The organism is Klebsiella sp. F11 (genome assembly GCF_056712265.1).
The window spans coordinates 141,844-157,708 of the sequence record NZ_JBWYFE010000002.1 but is presented as its reverse complement, the minus strand read 5'-3'; the positions used below and the strand labels follow the sequence as shown (position 1 = coordinate 157,708).

Sequence of the window (15,865 nt, the reverse complement as noted above, 5' to 3'; positions counted from 1 at the left end):
CCCGGTTCAGCGCCGGAGGCGGCCAAATCGTTTACCAGTCTGCTCTGACAGACAGATTACCTTATTGACTGCATTCCCCCGGGAACGATATAACGATGACCGTCATATCGCAGGAGACTACGGCTGATATCTTTACCATTATCAATTGAGTCGCACTGACCCTCCTTGTTTGTAAAAGCCCCAGTTTTTTTCGTTCGGGTCGTGACCATGATGTTGGCAGCCCCATTATTTTTTTCCTTGTCAATGACGAGTGTGCGGCCTATGTCTTCGAAATGCCCATTGCAGTTGCCGTCCGTCTCACCTCCATACCTGGCAACCTCCAGACTTTTAAGCACAGGATGAAGTGAAGAGCCGTTCATATCAAACAACCATAGGCTTGTCTGTTCAAAAGGGTTTACGCTGGACGAGCCCTTTCTCGACATACGAAGACCAAAGGCCAGGCGATCATCAAACAACCGATAAGCTGCTGTGTCCAAATCAAGCTGGTTCAGACTAAAGGCGTCCTCATCAAGTATGTTCACGAGACGGAGGCGCGCGACAGGCTTAAAGTTGTCATGGTTCAGCACTGCGACTTCGATATCGCCAACCGCGCGGCCTTCGCCTTGTTCTTTCAGTAACGGCAAAGCGACAAGCAGAAACCTGGGATAAGCCGGCCATTGTCGGCAGATCATCGTATAGGGGTCGCCAAGATGGTGGTTAGCGGAAATCGTTACAGACGCGCTACCAACGGTATAATTAGATCCCGTTTTTTCAGCTCGGGGATACAGTGCTTTCAATATTTGCTCTGCTCCTGATCCACAGTCGTTATCATGATTAGAGGCATGGACAGGCTCTATGAAAAGGAGTGCGGCGGCAAGTACTGATAAGCTAATGCGGATTATCAAAGGCATATATTCCTTTTCATTAAAGATGCAGATCAAGAAATCTGAGGGTTGATCTGGTCAAGTTAAACAGGACACTTTTTTCTCAGCCATCTGTTCATATCGCACTGGCGATAAATACCCATTCGAAGCATGGTTTCTGTCAAGATTGTAATAACGCATATAGTCTGCAACATCACGTTTCATACCTGCCCGCGTCTGCTGCGGGATCAACAGCACCCATTCATGTTTCAAACTGCCCCAAAAACGCTCCATTACCGCGTTATCCCAGCAGGCGCCAACATCTCCCATGCTGCTTCTGAGTCCGTAACTGGTTAACTGCGTTTGGAAGCGCTTGCTGGTATACTGCGCTCCACGATCGGTATGGACGACCAGCCCTGTCGGTGGATTGCGCAGGTTGTAAGCCTGCATGAGAGCCCGGCAAACCAGCGACGATGTCATTCTCTTGTCAATGTGCCAACCGACGATCCGGCGGGAATATAAATCCATGATCGCAGCCAGGTACAACCAGCCTTCACCCGTTTTCAGATACGTAATATCACTCACCCATATCTGGTCCGGTCCGGGAGGATTGAAGTTCTGATTCAACAGATTTGGTGCAAAATCAGCCCCTTTCTTCGGTTTCGTTGTGACCTTCCAGGCACGGCGTTGCCGGCAGAGAAGTCCCTCTTCGCTCATGATTTTTCTAACGCGCCAACGACTTATGGTGACGCCTTCTTCACGGAGCTTTTTAACCAGCGTTCGGCTCCCGGCACTTTCCCGACTGGCAGAGAATAACGCCTTGAGCATCACCCTGACTGCGGTATCTTTCGACGGGCAGGCTATCGGCTTTTTTCGCCAGGCATACCATGCGGACGGGCTAATGCGCATCACGCGACAAAGCGTCCGTAGCCTGTAATTACCTGCGTTATCGAGGATAAACTGGTATCTCACGACATGTGCTTCGCAAAGAAGGCGCTCGCCTTTTTTAATATTTCCTTCTCAATGCGTAACTCTTTGTTTTCTAGACGTAGCCTTCGGAGTTCAGCTTGTTCATCTTCACTAAGCGGACTTTCATGGCGCTGGCGCGCGGCGGCGACCCAACTGCGCAATGTTTTGGCGCTGATCCCCAAAGAAGTTGCGGCACGCGCAATGGAGTAATTTTGCGTCAGCACCAGGGCCACCGTTTCCTTCTTAAATTCTGGCGTAAACTTTCGCTTCTGATTCACTAAACACCTCCATTTTGGATGTAAGTTTAGTGTCCTGATTATTCGACCACAGCAGGTTGTTTTTGGCTTTGTTTGTGTATTCTGGCGAACCTGGACGGTTATTCCGGGGGGATGTGAATTGTCGTGCCAGAGACATTATCAATATACCAGCCAGTAATATGGTGGCGATACTGATTTGAAAATGCTTTCAGTGTATTTTTTGCACGACCAGCATCCTGCTCTGATGTCGATGTCCGAAGATAACCGAAAACGAACATTTTTTTGCCTTGTGGTAACGTTTAAGTGGTATTGGTATTCATGGTATCACTTATGTGGTCACAATAATATGTGAAGTCCTGTTTATGGGTGGTATACATGAAGTATACCCAAATGTGACCGACTGACGCGCCCGCCTGGCTTGTTCAACCCCTCCCTTGCTTAGAAGCAAGTTCTGAGCAGACTCTCGGTTTTGTATAGCGATTTGGAAAAGCGTTTTATAAAAATAAAGACCATAAAAATGGTTTTACGGATACCAGATACCCCAATCCTGCCGTGCTGCCGTGCTGCCTGTTCTGGCGGATGTTGCCTGGCTGCGGGTGGATACCGGTCTCCTCACCATGAATGTCTTAAGTTTTTTATAGACCTTTATTAGATGTTTAAGTATACACTTTGGGTATTTAATGTATATACGTTGTGTTTTTTGTTGATTCCTGCTTTACAGCTGGTATAAACTCAATTGTATGCACTAAGTATGTTCTTTGAGTATTTATTGTATATACATTAGGTATCCATTATGAACACAAGGAGCATGCGGTGACTGTGATTAGTGTGGCTCATCCCAAAGGCGGTACAGGAAAGACAACATCTTCAGCTAATTTGATAGGGGAGATTAATCCGGCTGAGTCAGTCGATCTTGACCTATTGACTGGACTGTCGTTAATTCTCGGGCTTCGCCCGGAAGAAAAACACATTCCTGTTCGGGTTCCGTCTTCTGCTGAAGAACTACTTGACTTAATGACGGTTTATAAAGAAAGCGCCGATATTCTTTTCATTGATTGCGGGGGATTCGATTCTGACCTGACTCGTACAGCAGTTGCTTTTTCTGACTGTGTTCTGGTGCCGGCGAAAGACTCCTTGACTGAACGCATAGGATTGATGCACTTCGATCAGCTACTGGATGAAATTAGCGAAATAATGGGTACAGACATCATCGCCCATGTTTTCCTGTGCAAGGTGAACCCGAATAAGAAAAAATTCCCAAAACTTGAGGCTATCTTCCCATCATTGAAGCACCTTAGACTGATGCAAAGTAGACTTTCTTATCGGACAGAGTTTGAAGAGTCGCTGGAAAGTGGGGTGGGAATTACTGAGTCTCTTCATGGAAGAAGTACCGCAGGTGGTAAAGAAATCATTGCAATGGTGCAGGAAATTAATCGGCTGATTGTAGGAAAAAATGATAAATAAATGTCTAAAGAGTATCTGATGTATACTCATTGTGATTACTACAGGTATACTTAGTGTGTTTTTTGTATGTATAAGGAGTCTACAGTGTCTTCCAAGGTTAATCTTGCTACTCAGACTAAAAAACTACAGAGTCTGATGGGATCAGCTCGGCTAAAAACTACGGGGGCTCAATCTGAAGCAGATGCCCAACAGGGGGGGGCGAGTGAGGCCCTGGCTTCACCTGCGGCAGTTAATGCTGATTTAAAAAAGGCAAAGAACTTACGTGCTGTTCCGGTAACGTACTTTGATGCGCATGCTCGTCTAAAATCGAGCAGCAAAACTTCCCTGGATTTCAGCGCGTATATACTCGAAGCAATACGTGAAAAACTAGAGCGTGACGGCGCGTTATAATAAATAATTCGTATATCCATTGAATGTCTTTTGTATACTCGATGTGTGCATGTTGGGGGTGTGTTATGCATTCTTAAGGTATTCAAAAGATTTACAGTCGAGCTGTAGGTAGGTCTTTCCAGCTGGTAGTGTATGACGGCGATAGCATTTCCCTCTTCATCTGCCAGTCCGGGGCTATGCCTCGTCCCGCAAACCACACTTTCCCCAGCCCTGAGTGGTTAATACCGTCGAGAACCTTCATCAGCTGGCTGCTGTTGCTTCGGGGCTGAATATCATCGAACAGGTTAAGCTGCGAAACCCCTGTTGGCGTGAAATCATTGAGCATGCAACCCGCTTTTGCATAACGGTGGCCATCCACCCAAATCCGGTCCAGTGCCCTGGCGGCTGCGGCAATAATGTCACGGGTGTCCTGCGTGGGGGTCTGCCGCTTCTCGCTGGCCAGATTTCCATAATACGGTTCGCTCACAGCGAACGGTGACGTTTTCACAAAGACGGCGATATGCCTGCAGAACTGCCGCTCACCGCGCAGCTTTTCAGCCGCCCGCTCCGCGTACTGGCAGACCGCCTGGCGCATCGCGTCATATTCCGTGATGCGTTCACCAAAACTCCGGCTGCAGACAATCTGCTGTTTTGGGGGAGGGGCTTCTTCCAGCGAAATACAGGGCTCTCCGTTCAGCTCCCGGACCGTTCTCTCCAGCACCACGTTAAAGTTTTTTCTGATAAAGGCCGTATTCGCGCGCGCCAGCTGCAGCGCTGTGGTGATACCCATTGTGTTGAGTTTCTTCCCGATGCGGCGTCCGACGCCCCAGATTTCCTCCACCGGTTGCAGCGAGAGCAGTTTTTCCGTCCGGCGGGGATTTCCTGCCGTTAATGCCAGTACGCCGCCAAATTGCGGCCATTCTTTTGACGCCCACTGAGCCGATTTTGCCAGTGTTTTCGTGGGGCCCATCCCGACGCCGATGGTCAGCGCGGTATGGCGGAGAACATGCTCACGCAGCTGACGACCGAAATCCTCAAAGGCGATGCAGTTGTCGATACCGGCGACGTCGAGGAACATCTCATCAATACTGTACTGCTCCACGCGTGGTGACAGGTCCTCAAGACAGCGCATCACACGTTCTGACATACTGTGGTACAGCGAATAATTGCTGGAGAACACCGCCACGTTGTGCTTTTCCGCCAGCGCCTTCACCTTAAACCAGGGGGCGCCCATCGGGATTTTCAGCATTTTTGACTCTATGTTATTTGGAATTGACTATATTTCATACAACATATTCTGGTATCGAAAAGGGGGGGAAGCTGTGCAGAAGAAACTGCTGGATGCGCTGCCTTTCCTGGCGGCCGATCCTTCAGCTTGCCGGTGGATGTGCCTGCAGGAGGACCTGCTACGTGCTCCAAACACCATCGATGCCTATGCCCGTGCCGTCAATGACTGGCTCGCATTCTGCCACTCTGTTGCACTGACGGCTGCTGTCGCCGGACGTGATACGGTCGCACTCTATGTCCGCAGCCTGCATACCGGTCGCCAGCTGGCAGCTGCCACTATCCGCCACCGGCTGACGGTGGTGCGGCTTTACTGTGACTGGCTGTGCGAGGAGGGAGTGCGGGAGAAGAATCCCGTCAGGCGGGGTGTCTGGAAAAGCAGCGGAAGGGGAATACCGGGCATCGTGCCGGTGCAGCGGAGGATGCCGTGGATCCCCGATGATGAAGACTGGCTGCGTTTTCTGAGGGTGGCGGGCCAGGCTGACATCCGTACCCGCTTTATGCTGGCACTGGCTTACGACTGCGCGCTGCGCAGGGAAGAACTCTGTAAGTGATCTGGTCAAGTTAAACAGGACACTTTTTTCTCAGCCATCTGTTCATATCGCTCTGGCGATAAATACCCATTCGAAGCATGGTTTCTGTCAAGATTGTAATAACGCATATAGTCTGCAACATCACGTTTCATACCTGCCCGCGTCTGCTGCGGGATCAACAGCATCCATTCATGTTTCAAACTGCCCCAAAAACGCTCCATTACCGCGTTATCCCAGCAGGCGCCAACATCTCCCATGCTGCTTCTGAGTCCGTAACTGGTTAACAGCGTTTGGAAGCGCTTGCTGGTATACTGCGCTCCACGATCGGTATGGACGACCAGTCCTGTCGGTGGATTGCGCAGGTTGTAAGCCTGCATGAGAGCCCGGCAAACCAGCGACGATGTCATTCTCTTGTCAATGTGCCAACCGACGATCCGGCGGGAATATAAATCCATGATCGCAGCCAGGTACAACCAGCCTTCACCCGTTTTCAGATACGTAATATCACTCACCCATATCTGGTCCGGTCCGGGAGGATTGAAGTTCTGATTCAACAGATTTGGTGCAAAATCAGCCCCTTTCTTCGGTTTCGTTGTGACCTTCCAGGCACGGCGTTGCCGGCAGAGAAGTCCCTCTTCGCTCATGATTTTTCTAACGCGCCAACGACTTATGGTGACGCCTTCTTCACGGAGCTTTTTAACCAGCGTTCGGCTCCCGGCACTTTCCCGACTGGCAGAGAATAACGCCTTGAGCATCACCCTGACTGCGGTATCTTTCGACGGGCAGGCTATCGGCTTTTTTCGCCAGGCATACCATGCGGACGGGCTAATGCGCATCACGCGACAAAGCGTCCGTAGCCTGTAATTACCTGCGTTATCGAGGATAAACTGGTATCTCACGACATGTGCTTCGCAAAGAAGGCGCTCGCCTTTTTTAATATTTCCTTCTCAATGCGTAACTCTTTGTTTTCTAGACGTAGCCTTCGGAGTTCAGCTTGTTCATCTTCACTAAGCGGACTTTCATGGCGCTGGCGCGCGGCGGCGACCCAACTGCGCAATGTTTTGGCGCTGATCCCCAAAGAAGTTGCGGCACGCGCAATGGAGTAATTTTGCGTCAGCACCAGGGCCACCGTTTCCTTCTTAAATTCTGGCGTAAATTTTCGCTTCTGATTCACTAAACACCTCCATTTTGGATGTAAGTTTAGTGTCCTGATTATTCGACCACAGCACACCTCCATTTTGGATGTAAGTTTAGTGTCCTGATTATTCGACCACAGCGAAGGTTGCTACCGGCGATATCGATCCGGCCCGGCGGCTGCTCACTGTGCGTGCTGAAAACACCAAGAACCGCTGTGGCCGGGTGGTGCCTTATTCGCCGGTGACCGGTGAGCTCTATGCGGCCTGGCTGGCTGAGCGGCGTCAGCTCAGTGCATCCAGCGGTCCGCTTTTTCTGTCGCACTCACCGCGTAACCGGGCGGAACCCGTCAGCGGCTGGACATGGTCAAAGGTGGTGCGCCGCTTGGCCCTTGAGGCCGGTCAGCCACTCATCAGCACCCACACCTTCCGGCATCTCTGCCTGACGGAACTGGCCCGCGCCTGCTGGGATATCCATGAGATTGCCGCGTTTGCCGGTCACCGCCGTATCCAGTCAACGCTGCTGTATATTCATCTCAGCGCCCGCGACCTGAGTCACCGATTCAGCTGTACGGTGGCCTCACTGCATGCTGCCCGGCTCACGGCGCTGCAATACCGGGAACTCTCACCATGATGCGTTCTGAACAGACAGCGCCCTGTCCGGCAGAGGCGCTCATCCTTCCTGACCGCCTGTGGGACACCAGTCCTGAATTTTTATCAGGCGAGCTTGAGGCGATGGATATACTGGGGTTCCTTGGTCATTTCTGCAATAACACCCGCTAAGGAAAAGTGAAGTTTTTTGTATTGAAACGGTTAGTGCGAACGGGTCTGTATCGTTCAAGGGGGCGGTCAATTTCGTTCTACAGGTAGGATCAGTGGGAACAACTGAACGAGGATTTACGATTTCACGTTATTACTGGCAATACTCCACCTACCTTATGGTCAATACTCACCAATACAATCGTAATAGGTTCAGTGAGAGCGAAGCTACTAAATGCGACATTTAGACCCAATAAACGCCAAGGTGCAGGATGCACGACTTGATGCAGCCACCATAGCTGCTGCATTCAGAAATCACTCAACCATACGCACTCTGCCTAAGAGCTAAACGTCGCGACGCGATACTTAATCGGGCTGGCGGCTTGCGATTGCCATTTTTTTGCCAGAACAACATACAATACCGAAGACGATCAGTATCAATGTGATGATGTGGTATGTCCTGAGCGTGTTGCCAAGAAAGAGGATCCCCATGAGCCCACCGGAAACCGGTATCAGATGAGTATAAATTTCGCTGCGTGTTGTACCGATCAGTGAAACCCCTTTGCTCCAGAAAACATAGGATAACCACGACGGAAAGATGATCAGGTAAAGGATACCGGTAATCACTGAAGGGCTGGCAGTATAAATGATGCCATGATAACCGGGCGACAGTGCGGCGTGCAGACAGAACATAGGGATCAGGATGAGAGTACCAGTCAGTGAACTGAAAGCGACAAAAGACGTATTTTTCACCGATGTATTTTTGAGCCTCAAAAAAGCGCAGTAAAACGCCCAGCTCAGGGCGGAAATAATCGTCAGTACATCCCCCCAGCCAAATGCTTTCATACTGCCGTTACCGTTGGCACTGGAAAATGCAAGGTAGATTACGCCCGCCGTACTGGCAATTACACCGGCAACATTCCGGGCTGAGATCCGCTCATGGAAAATAAAGTAATTGATTAAGAGCACCATACAGGGAGTGCCAGAAATATAAATGGCGGCGTTGAGTGAGGTGGTGTACTGCAATCCGATATAAAGACTTAAGGGAAAACTGACCTGACCAAGAAATGAGAGTAGGGTATTGATGCCGAGGTTCTGTCTTAATGTGGAAAAATCACGGGAAAAGGTCTTCCAGTAAAACGCGAGCATCAGGAGTGTCGTTCCGGCCCAACGTATCAGGCTAAGTCCGTAAGGATCAACATGCTGAACCAGAATGTGCCCGACGACATAATTTCCTCCCCAGAAAATGGCAGCCAGAGTCAGTAGTAAATACGCCAAGTATCACCTCTTTTTTTCACAAAGACTGTCCCTGAAAGTATGAACCGGGAGCAGTCTTTTCAGACTATCGAATTCAACTTATGCATCAGTTGATCATAATAGCGCTCTGCTGTGCGTAACCTGAGCAAACTACCAATATAAAATTCTTTGCGTGTTTCCGGATATTTTTTAGCAATGACATCGATAACATTATAAAGCCAGTCATCACCGTGTTTGATATCAATAGTGATGTGCTCGGTATAATATTTTACATCCCTATCAATAAGCCCAAGACGGATACACCCTTTCACCAGCTTTTCGTATTGCGGGGGGTCAAGTACTTCCGTCATTGCCATGACGCCCAGTAATTTGTAGTAATGTTGGCGGTTGACGGAGCCAATCATGAATGCGTTGTGGCCTGCCAGTGCTTCAACACCGTACATATCTATATAGTGGTTTCCTGGCAATGCAATATTCTGTCGGGCAAGAACATCCTTATAGAGATTGACATGGGTAAATACCTTATCCCCATGGCCGATTTCATCCCAGAGGTTTTCACTGATGGTTCCCCTAGTTTCGGGTTGGGAACCAATCAATGTGTAGGCGACGAGGTCAAAAAAAATCAAATTTAATGCACTGTCGCTTTTAAAGAAGTAATAGAGTTGTTTCGTCGAGGCATCTTTTCCCAGAAATTCAAAAACCGGGTGATGAGATGCATTATGCGCGTGCCAGACTGATTTTAAATAATCTCCATAATGTTCCGCGATGTCGACTTCTGGTGGGATCACCAGACCAGCAAATTCACTCTCGAGCCATTTTTGTTCAATGGCATTTTTAATTTCAAGAATATCAGTATCATATTGCCTGGCAGCTGGCGTTGATAATGGGTAAGCAAGTACGCTTTGATAAATAAGAAAAAGAGCATGTTGAATAATTTTCTGATCGCTCGCAGAGTGGCGATCGTATGCATGCTCAAGTATAACACCGAGTTTTTCCTTCTCAGTGATGACACTGCTGTCTCCATTAATGTAGGCGAGCAAAGATTGGGTAAAACCATATGCATCATCAGTAAAAGCGGGTTCGATTCTCTGAAGATTAAACATGCTAATTCCCCTTATTGATAGACCACAATTATTTTGTGGTTATTCCCTAAGTAGTTAAGTGATCCAGATCACATTAACAAAGCATATTTTTTACTGATGTAGCCCCCTGAAACACCGGACAGTAGCTGTATCTCCAGATAAGAGATAGGCTTAAATATATGTCTAACAACCATGTTAATTTTGAGATGACCGGGATCCTGTTAGGGCAAGAAGCCCGTAAGCGTAAGACTCCGCAAGAGAAAATTGCCATCATCCAGCAAACAATGGAGCCGGGTATGAATGTCTCCCACGTTGCTCGTCTGCACGGTATTCAGCCCAGTCTGCTGTTTAAATGGAAGAAGCAATATCAGGAAGGTAGCCTCACCGCCGTTGCGGCCGGAGAGGAAGTGGTTCCGGCTTCGGAGCTGGCGACTGCACTCAAACAGGTCCGGGAACTACAGCGTCTCCTGGGTAAGAAGACGATGGAAGTTGAGATCCTCAAAGAAGCGGTGGAGTACGGCCAGTCGCGAAAATGGATAGCGCACGCGCCCTTGTTGCCAAAGGACGGGGAATAGCTCTGGTTAGTCGCACCATGAGCGTGTCGCGTGCGCAGTTATCACTGCGGGTGAGCCGCTCTGCCGACTGGCAGGACAGGCGCAGCAACCGGCGTAATGACGAAGCTGATGCAGAGATACTGTCGGAGATCCTCGGCATCATCAGCGACATGCCCAGCTACGGTTACCGGCGGGTGTGGGGTATCCTGCGTAAGCAACGCCGTGTAGAGGGACTTCCACCGGTGAACGCCAAACGGCTTTACAGGATAATGAGCGAGCATAACCTGCTGTTGTTGCGTGATAAACCAGAGCGTCCGAAGCGGGAGCATAAAGGCAAAATCGCGGTAGCGGAAAGCGATATGCGCTGGTGTTCAGACGGCTTCGAGTTCGGTTGTGACAACGGCGAGAAGCTTCGGGTGACGTTCGCACTGGACTGTTGCGACCGGGAGGCCATAGACTGGGCAGCGAGCACGGGAGGCTACGACAGTTCAACGGTACAGGATGTGATGCTGAGGTCAGTGGAAAGGCGCTTCGGTAGCACGCTGCCGGGTAAACCAGTGCAGTGGCTGACAGATAACGGTTCAGCGTACACCGCGCATGAAACGAAGAAGTTCGCGCGAGAACTGAATCTGGAGCCGTGTACAACAGCGGTGAGCAGCCCACAAAGTAACGGCATGGCCGAACGGTTCGTGAAAACGATGAAGGAAGATTACATCGCGTTCATGCCAAAACCAGATGTGGGAACAGCGCTACAGAACCTTGCAGCGGCGTTCAATCACTAGAATGAAAATCACCCGCACAGTGCGCTGGGATATCACTCTCCGAGAGAGTACCGGCGGCAGCGGGCATCGTTAACTTAAGATACAAAAGCTGTCCGGAGATGGCGGGTCAAGATCATAACAAATTTCACGAGGCCACTGTTATGTCAAAAAAAACATATCCCGGTATTATTACTCATTTAGTAATAACAATCGCTTTTATGGCGTGCTCCAGTGCATCAGAAGCAAGACAGTCATCGACAGTGACTGATAACGTTCACATGAACCCAAAATCACACACACTAAAAAAAATCAATCAGCAGAAGATAATCAATGAGCTGCACTTATTTTTCTCTGGCGACAGTTCCGTTCTGCAGGACCCTGAAACGGGCAGTTCGACAAAGGCAGTCAGTCGTATAATCTCCGGCTTTGAACAGGATCCGCCAAGATTCACATTGTTGCCTGATGGTGGGATAATCGCATGGGGCTGGCAGGAGGGACAGGCTTTTTTTCAATCCGTGGTGGTCTTCAACAATTCCGGTACCATTGTGATGGCTGGTCTTGCTGACAACATACCCCGGATTTATTCATGGCAAAGCGGTGCCAAGGTTAAAAACATACAAGAATATAATCAGTTACTTGATGAAAAGTCTGCATACTCCTCTCCTCCCAGGGCTATTTTTTACACCGTCAATCAGTCAGCCGCAGATAAGTACTACCCCCTTGTATCTCAATGGATTCAAGCCAGTCTTATGGGATTTAATACAAAATGTTCAACACCGGAACAATCAGCATCCTGCCAGCTGACGAAGGATATAGAGATACCTACATCAATCTACAGACGTGCATGCAAAAATGCGCCTTCCCCGCAATGTGCGCTGAAGAAACCATCCTTATCTGTCGCTCCATTTCCAGACACGGACGTATTTGAACAATAACTACCAGCCGAATGCCATAAGACACAACAGCGCCGGATTCACCGGACTGGAGTGATTGGGCCGGAGCGGAAGGTAATCGATTTGTCCGACCACCGGCGCTGAACCGGGAACTGCCGCAGACCGCAACCGGACTCCTCAAAGCAGGGCCAGTATCACGGGGCCGGTCCCCTTCCCTGCTGTTCTGGTCTCTCCGGGCGTACTACCCGGCAAACCATACTCAGAGTAAAGACTGGGCAGTCATGACCCTGAGTTCTCAGCTGTACGGTCTGCTATGTGCCAGATATAGTCATTCGCACCCTGAGAGTTACACTTTTAAGTGATTCAGGGTATGCGCTTACTGGTTACGAATATTGTGCCAGAATCATGTAATTTGATGATTGCCGCTTTGCTTTCGAGCCAGTAAGTGCTCCACGTTCGCTAACGAATACTCAGGGCATGCAGATAAACTGCTGACTATATTTCTTTCGAAGAGCGTGGAATGCATACCAATCCCAGATAAAAAGGAGTTGGTGAGTAAGCGTAAACCCAGTGCCGTATGTAGCCATTAAACCAGTACTGGTAACTTAGACGCCCACTTGTTACAGACGGACATCTAAGTATGGAATCCCAATACTGGCGAAAAGAACCCCGCAAGAATTATTCGAATGACTTCAAGCTCCGTATGGTTGAACTGGCTTCCCGTCCCGGCGCCTGCGTTGCTCAGATTGCCCGTGAAAACGGCGTTAATGATAACGTCATCTTCAAATGGCTGCGGCTCTGGCAGAATGAAGGCCGCATATCGCGCCGCCTTCCGGCTACCGTAGTGACTTCATCACTACCAACGATACTACCTGTTGAGGTTGTACCTGATCCGACTCCATCTGGCAGGATGAACACTGAGCCAGCTCAGTTCTCAGCGCTGAACGCCTCCTCCTGTTGCGTCGAGTTCCGCCACGGCAAAATGACGCTTGAGAACCCGTCACCGGAGTTGCTGGCCGTGCTGCTCCGCGAGCTGACCGGGAGAAGCCAATGATATCCCTCCCGTCAGGCACCCGTATCTGGCTGGTTGCTGGCGTCACGGATATGCGTAAATCGTTCAATGGACTGGGCGAGCTGGTACAGCATGCACTTGATGAAAATCCGTTCTCCGGGCACCTGTTTATCTTCCGTGGCCGCAAAGGTGACACCGTGAAGATCCTCTGGGCTGATGCTGACGGTCTGTGCCTGTTTACCAAACGGCTGGAGGAAGGCCAGTTCATCTGGCCTGCTGTACGCGAGGGTAAAATCGCCATCACCCGCTCACAACTCGCCATGCTCCTCGATAAGCTGGACTGGCGTCAGCCAAAAACAGCCCGACTTAACTCACTGACAATGTTGTAAAAAGAGCATGACCGCATTATAAATGAGGTCATGAGTCAGGACTATATCGCCCGTATCGCCGCGCTGGAAGACGCGCTTCGCCAGAAAGACAGTCGGCTCAGCCTCGTTGCAGAGACTGAGTCGTTCCTGCGTTCTGCGCTGGCCCGCGCAGAAGAGAAAATAGAGAACGAAGAGCGCGAAATAGAGCATCTGCGGGCACAGATAGAAAAACTACGGCGGATGCTGTTCGGTACCCGCTCCGAAAAACTTCGCCGACAGGTTGAAGACGCCGAAGCCCTGCTGAAACAGCAGGAGCAGCAAAGCGATCGTTACAACGGCCGGGATAACGATCAGCAGGTTCCGCGTCAGCTTCGACAGTCGCGCCATCGCCGTCCTCTGCCTGACCATCTTCCACGCGAAATAAACAGGCTGGAGCCCGCCGAAACCTGCTGTCCGGACTGCGGCAGCGATATGGCATACCTCAGAGAAGTCAGCGCAGAGCAACTGGAGCTGGTCTCCAGCGCTCTGAAAGTGATCCGCACGGTCAGGGTGAAAAAGGCCTGCACCCGATGCGACTGCATCGTTGAAGCGCCTGCGCCATCACGCCCTATCGATCGGGGTATCGCCGGTCCGGGTCTGCTGGCCCGGGTGTTAACGGCCAAATACTGTGAACACCTGCCGCTATATCGCCAGTGCGAAATCTTTGCCCGTCAGGGCGTGGATCTGAGCCGGGCTCTGCTCTCCAACTGGGTGGATGCCTGTTGCCGGTTGATGGTCCCGCTGGATGAGGCTCTTTACCGCTACGTGATGGACTGCCGCAAACTGCATACGGATGACACTCCGGTGCCGGTACTGGCACCGGGCAGAAAGAAGACGAAAACCGGGCGCATCTGGACGTACGTTCGCAATGACCGGAACGCGGGGTCGTCAGACCCGCCCGCAGCGTGGTTCGCCTTCTCGCCGGATCGGCAGGGGAAACATCCTCAACAACATCTTCGCCATTACCATGGCGTTCTGCAGGCCGATGCCTTCGCTGGTTACGACAGGTTGTTCAGTGCAGAGCGTGACGGCGGCCCGCTAACAGAAGCAGCCTGCTGGGCTCACGCGCGCCGAAAAATCCACGACGTCTATATAAGTACTCAGACGGTCACAGCAGAGGAAGCCCTGAAACGTATCGGTGAACTGTACGCGGTAGAAGAGGAAATACGCGGCCTCCCGGCAACTGAGCGGCTGGCAGCCAGGCAGTCCCGGAGTAAGCCGCTGCTGGCATCCCTGCATGTGTGGTTGGAGGAGAAAAGCGCAACGCTGTCGAAAAAATCCCGGCTGGGGGAGGCGTTCGCATATGCCCTGAACCAGTGGGATGCGCTGTGCTACTACTGCGATGATGGCCTGGCAGAGCCTGATAACAACGTGGCAGAACGCGCGCTGCGAGCTGTCTGCCTTGGCAAGAAAAATTATATCTTCTTCGGGAGCGATCACGGTGGTGAGCGTGGAGCCCTGCTGTACGGTCTGATCGGTACGTGCAGGCTGAATGGCATCGACCCGGAGGCTTACCTACGCCATATCCTGAGCGTTCTGCCGGAGTGGCCCAGCAACAAAGTGGCTGAACTTCTGCCCTGGAACGTGGATCTCACCAATAAATAGCCGTCAATACGGCACTCGCTGAACGCTTACTCACCATAAGTCGTTGGCGCGTTAGAAAAATCATGAGCGAAGAGGGACTTCTCTGCCGGCAACGCCGTGCCTGGAAGGTCACAACGAAACCGAAGAAAGGGGCTGATTTTGCACCAAATCTGTTGAATCAGAACTTCAATCCTCCCGGACCGGACCAGATATGGGTGAGTGATATTACGTATCTGAAAACGGGTGAAGGCTGGTTGTACCTGGCTGCGATCATGGATTTATATTCCCGCCGGATCGTCGGTTGGCACATTGACAAGAGAATGACATCGTCGCTGGTTTGCCGGGCTCTCATGCAGGCTTACAACCTGCGCAATCCACCGACAGGGCTGGTCGTCCATACCGATCGTGGAGCGCAGTATACCAGCAAGCGCTTCCAAACGCAGTTAACCAGTTACGGACTCAGAAGCAGCATGGGAGATGTTGGCGCCTGCTGGGATAACGCGGTAATGGAGCGTTTTTGGGGCAGTTTGAAACATGAATGGGTGCTGTTGATCCCGCAGCAGACGCGGGCAGGTATGAAACGTGATGTTGCAGACTATATGCGTTATTACAATCTTGACAGAAACCATGCTTCGAATGGGTATTTATCGCCAGAGCGATATGAACAGATGGCTGAGAAAAAAGTGTCCTGTTTAACTTGACCAG

At 50.7% G+C, this 15,865-nt stretch carries 15 protein-coding genes and 3 pseudogenes; 11 read left to right on the top strand and 7 right to left on the bottom strand.

The window, feature by feature from the left end; translation table 11 throughout:
• Window positions 1–56 precede the first annotated feature (56 nt).
• The 3 genes and pseudogenes from AC1M2H_RS28660 to AC1M2H_RS28650 all read right to left on the bottom strand — a co-directional run.
• Window positions 57–890, bottom strand: coding sequence for a PA3715 family protein (locus AC1M2H_RS28660; protein WP_480152236.1), 834 nt, complete (start codon window positions 888–890; stop codon window positions 57–59).
• 51 nt (window positions 891–941) lie between these two features.
• A protein-coding gene (locus tag AC1M2H_RS28655; RefSeq protein WP_480151852.1) for an IS3 family transposase occupies window positions 942–2,128 on the bottom strand; the annotation gives its coding sequence in 2 pieces (ribosomal slippage) (window positions 942–1,852 and window positions 1,852–2,128; 1,188 coding nt in all).
• Window positions 2,129–2,196: 68 nt separating this feature from the next.
• Window positions 2,197–2,346: pseudogene (locus AC1M2H_RS28650) on the bottom strand (recombinase family protein); the annotation flags it as partial.
• Window positions 2,347–2,881: 535 nt separating this feature from the next.
• On the opposite strand from AC1M2H_RS28650, the gene AC1M2H_RS28645 reads away from it, so the two are divergent.
• On the top strand, window positions 2,882–3,532 hold the full coding sequence (locus tag AC1M2H_RS28645) for a ParA family protein (protein WP_480152235.1): 651 nt from the start codon (window positions 2,882–2,884) through the stop codon (window positions 3,530–3,532).
• A 135-nt stretch (window positions 3,533–3,667) separates the two neighbouring features.
• The gene (locus AC1M2H_RS28640; protein ID WP_480152291.1) at window positions 3,668–3,922 is read left to right on the top strand and encodes a molecular chaperone GroEL; all 255 of its coding nucleotides are present in this window, start codon (window positions 3,668–3,670) and stop codon (window positions 3,920–3,922) included.
• 91 nt (window positions 3,923–4,013) lie between these two features.
• Here AC1M2H_RS28640 and umuC read toward each other — a convergent pair whose 3' ends face one another.
• Window positions 4,014–5,174, bottom strand: a complete 1,161-nt coding sequence (gene umuC / locus AC1M2H_RS28635) for a translesion error-prone DNA polymerase V subunit UmuC (RefSeq protein ID WP_480152290.1) — start codon at window positions 5,172–5,174, stop codon at window positions 4,014–4,016.
• A 49-nt stretch (window positions 5,175–5,223) separates the two neighbouring features.
• Between umuC and AC1M2H_RS28630 the strand changes: the two genes are divergently transcribed.
• Window positions 5,224–5,739: a tyrosine-type recombinase/integrase gene (locus tag AC1M2H_RS28630; RefSeq protein ID WP_480152234.1), complete on the top strand. Its 516-nt coding sequence runs from the start codon at window positions 5,224–5,226 to the stop codon at window positions 5,737–5,739.
• A 5-nt stretch (window positions 5,740–5,744) separates the two neighbouring features.
• On the opposite strand, the gene AC1M2H_RS28625 is transcribed toward AC1M2H_RS28630, so the two are convergent.
• Window positions 5,745–6,955, bottom strand: a protein-coding gene (locus AC1M2H_RS28625; protein WP_480152233.1) for an IS3 family transposase whose coding sequence is annotated in 2 segments (ribosomal slippage) — window positions 5,745–6,655 and window positions 6,655–6,955 — 1,212 coding nt in all. Because the reading frame shifts where the segments join, the coding sequence is not laid out codon by codon here.
• 44 nt (window positions 6,956–6,999) lie between these two features.
• Here AC1M2H_RS28625 and AC1M2H_RS28620 point away from each other — a divergent pair.
• Window positions 7,000–7,485, top strand: a pseudogene (locus AC1M2H_RS28620) (tyrosine-type recombinase/integrase); the annotation flags it as partial.
• Window positions 7,482–7,634 carry a hypothetical protein gene (locus tag AC1M2H_RS28615; RefSeq protein ID WP_480152232.1) on the top strand — a complete coding sequence of 51 codons (153 nt, stop codon included), beginning with the start codon at window positions 7,482–7,484 and terminating at the stop codon, window positions 7,632–7,634. The pseudogene AC1M2H_RS28620 and the gene AC1M2H_RS28615, both read left to right, overlap by 4 nt.
• 342 nt (window positions 7,635–7,976) lie before the next feature.
• Here the strand turns inward: AC1M2H_RS28615 and AC1M2H_RS28610 are convergent, their stop codons facing one another.
• Window positions 7,977–8,888, bottom strand: coding sequence for a DMT family transporter (locus AC1M2H_RS28610; protein WP_480152231.1), 912 nt, complete (start codon window positions 8,886–8,888; stop codon window positions 7,977–7,979).
• 59 nt (window positions 8,889–8,947) lie between these two features.
• Entirely contained in the window at window positions 8,948–9,970 is a 1,023-nt protein-coding gene (locus tag AC1M2H_RS28605) for an iron-containing redox enzyme family protein (protein ID WP_480152230.1), read from the bottom strand.
• Window positions 9,971–10,155: 185 nt separating this feature from the next.
• Here AC1M2H_RS28605 and AC1M2H_RS28600 point away from each other — a divergent pair.
• From AC1M2H_RS28600 to AC1M2H_RS28575, 6 genes and pseudogenes are all read left to right on the top strand, one after another.
• Window positions 10,156–11,363 (top strand): annotated as a pseudogene (locus AC1M2H_RS28600) (IS3 family transposase).
• A 20-nt stretch (window positions 11,364–11,383) separates the two neighbouring features.
• Window positions 11,384–12,199 (top strand): hypothetical protein, encoded by an 816-nt coding sequence (locus AC1M2H_RS28595; protein WP_480152229.1) that lies wholly within the window; start codon window positions 11,384–11,386, stop codon window positions 12,197–12,199.
• A 598-nt stretch (window positions 12,200–12,797) separates the two neighbouring features.
• Window positions 12,798–13,211: an IS66-like element accessory protein TnpA gene (gene tnpA, locus AC1M2H_RS28590; RefSeq protein WP_480148419.1), complete on the top strand. Its 414-nt coding sequence runs from the start codon at window positions 12,798–12,800 to the stop codon at window positions 13,209–13,211.
• Entirely contained in the window at window positions 13,208–13,558 is a 351-nt protein-coding gene (gene tnpB, locus AC1M2H_RS28585; protein ID WP_191939720.1) for an IS66 family insertion sequence element accessory protein TnpB, read from the top strand. Before tnpA ends, tnpB begins: the two co-directional genes overlap by 4 nt.
• Window positions 13,559–13,588: 30 nt before the next feature.
• Window positions 13,589–15,181 carry an IS66 family transposase gene (tnpC, locus tag AC1M2H_RS28580; protein ID WP_480148418.1) on the top strand — a complete coding sequence of 531 codons (1,593 nt, stop codon included), beginning with the start codon at window positions 13,589–13,591 and terminating at the stop codon, window positions 15,179–15,181.
• Window positions 15,178–15,861 carry an IS3 family transposase gene (locus tag AC1M2H_RS28575; protein ID WP_480152289.1) on the top strand — a complete coding sequence of 228 codons (684 nt, stop codon included), beginning with the start codon at window positions 15,178–15,180 and terminating at the stop codon, window positions 15,859–15,861. Before tnpC ends, AC1M2H_RS28575 begins: the two co-directional genes overlap by 4 nt.
• Window positions 15,862–15,865: the final 4 nt, after the last annotated feature.

Excerpts from the sequence above, each read along its gene's own strand:
- AC1M2H_RS28660 (WP_480152236.1), bottom strand. The coding sequence starts at position 890 with ATGCCTTTGATAATCCGCATTAGCTTATCAGTACTTGCCGCCGCACTC.
- AC1M2H_RS28640 (WP_480152291.1), top strand. The coding sequence starts at position 3,668 with ATGGGATCAGCTCGGCTAAAAACTACGGGGGCTCAATCTGAAGCAGAT.
- AC1M2H_RS28615 (WP_480152232.1), top strand. The coding sequence starts at position 7,482 with ATGATGCGTTCTGAACAGACAGCGCCCTGTCCGGCAGAGGCGCTCATC.
- AC1M2H_RS28605 (WP_480152230.1), bottom strand. The coding sequence starts at position 9,970 with ATGTTTAATCTTCAGAGAATCGAACCCGCTTTTACTGATGATGCATAT.
- AC1M2H_RS28595 (WP_480152229.1), top strand. The coding sequence starts at position 11,384 with ATGGCGGGTCAAGATCATAACAAATTTCACGAGGCCACTGTTATGTCA.
- tnpA (WP_480148419.1), top strand. The coding sequence starts at position 12,798 with ATGGAATCCCAATACTGGCGAAAAGAACCCCGCAAGAATTATTCGAAT.
- tnpB (WP_191939720.1), top strand. The coding sequence starts at position 13,208 with ATGATATCCCTCCCGTCAGGCACCCGTATCTGGCTGGTTGCTGGCGTC.
- tnpC (WP_480148418.1), top strand. The coding sequence starts at position 13,589 with ATGAGTCAGGACTATATCGCCCGTATCGCCGCGCTGGAAGACGCGCTT.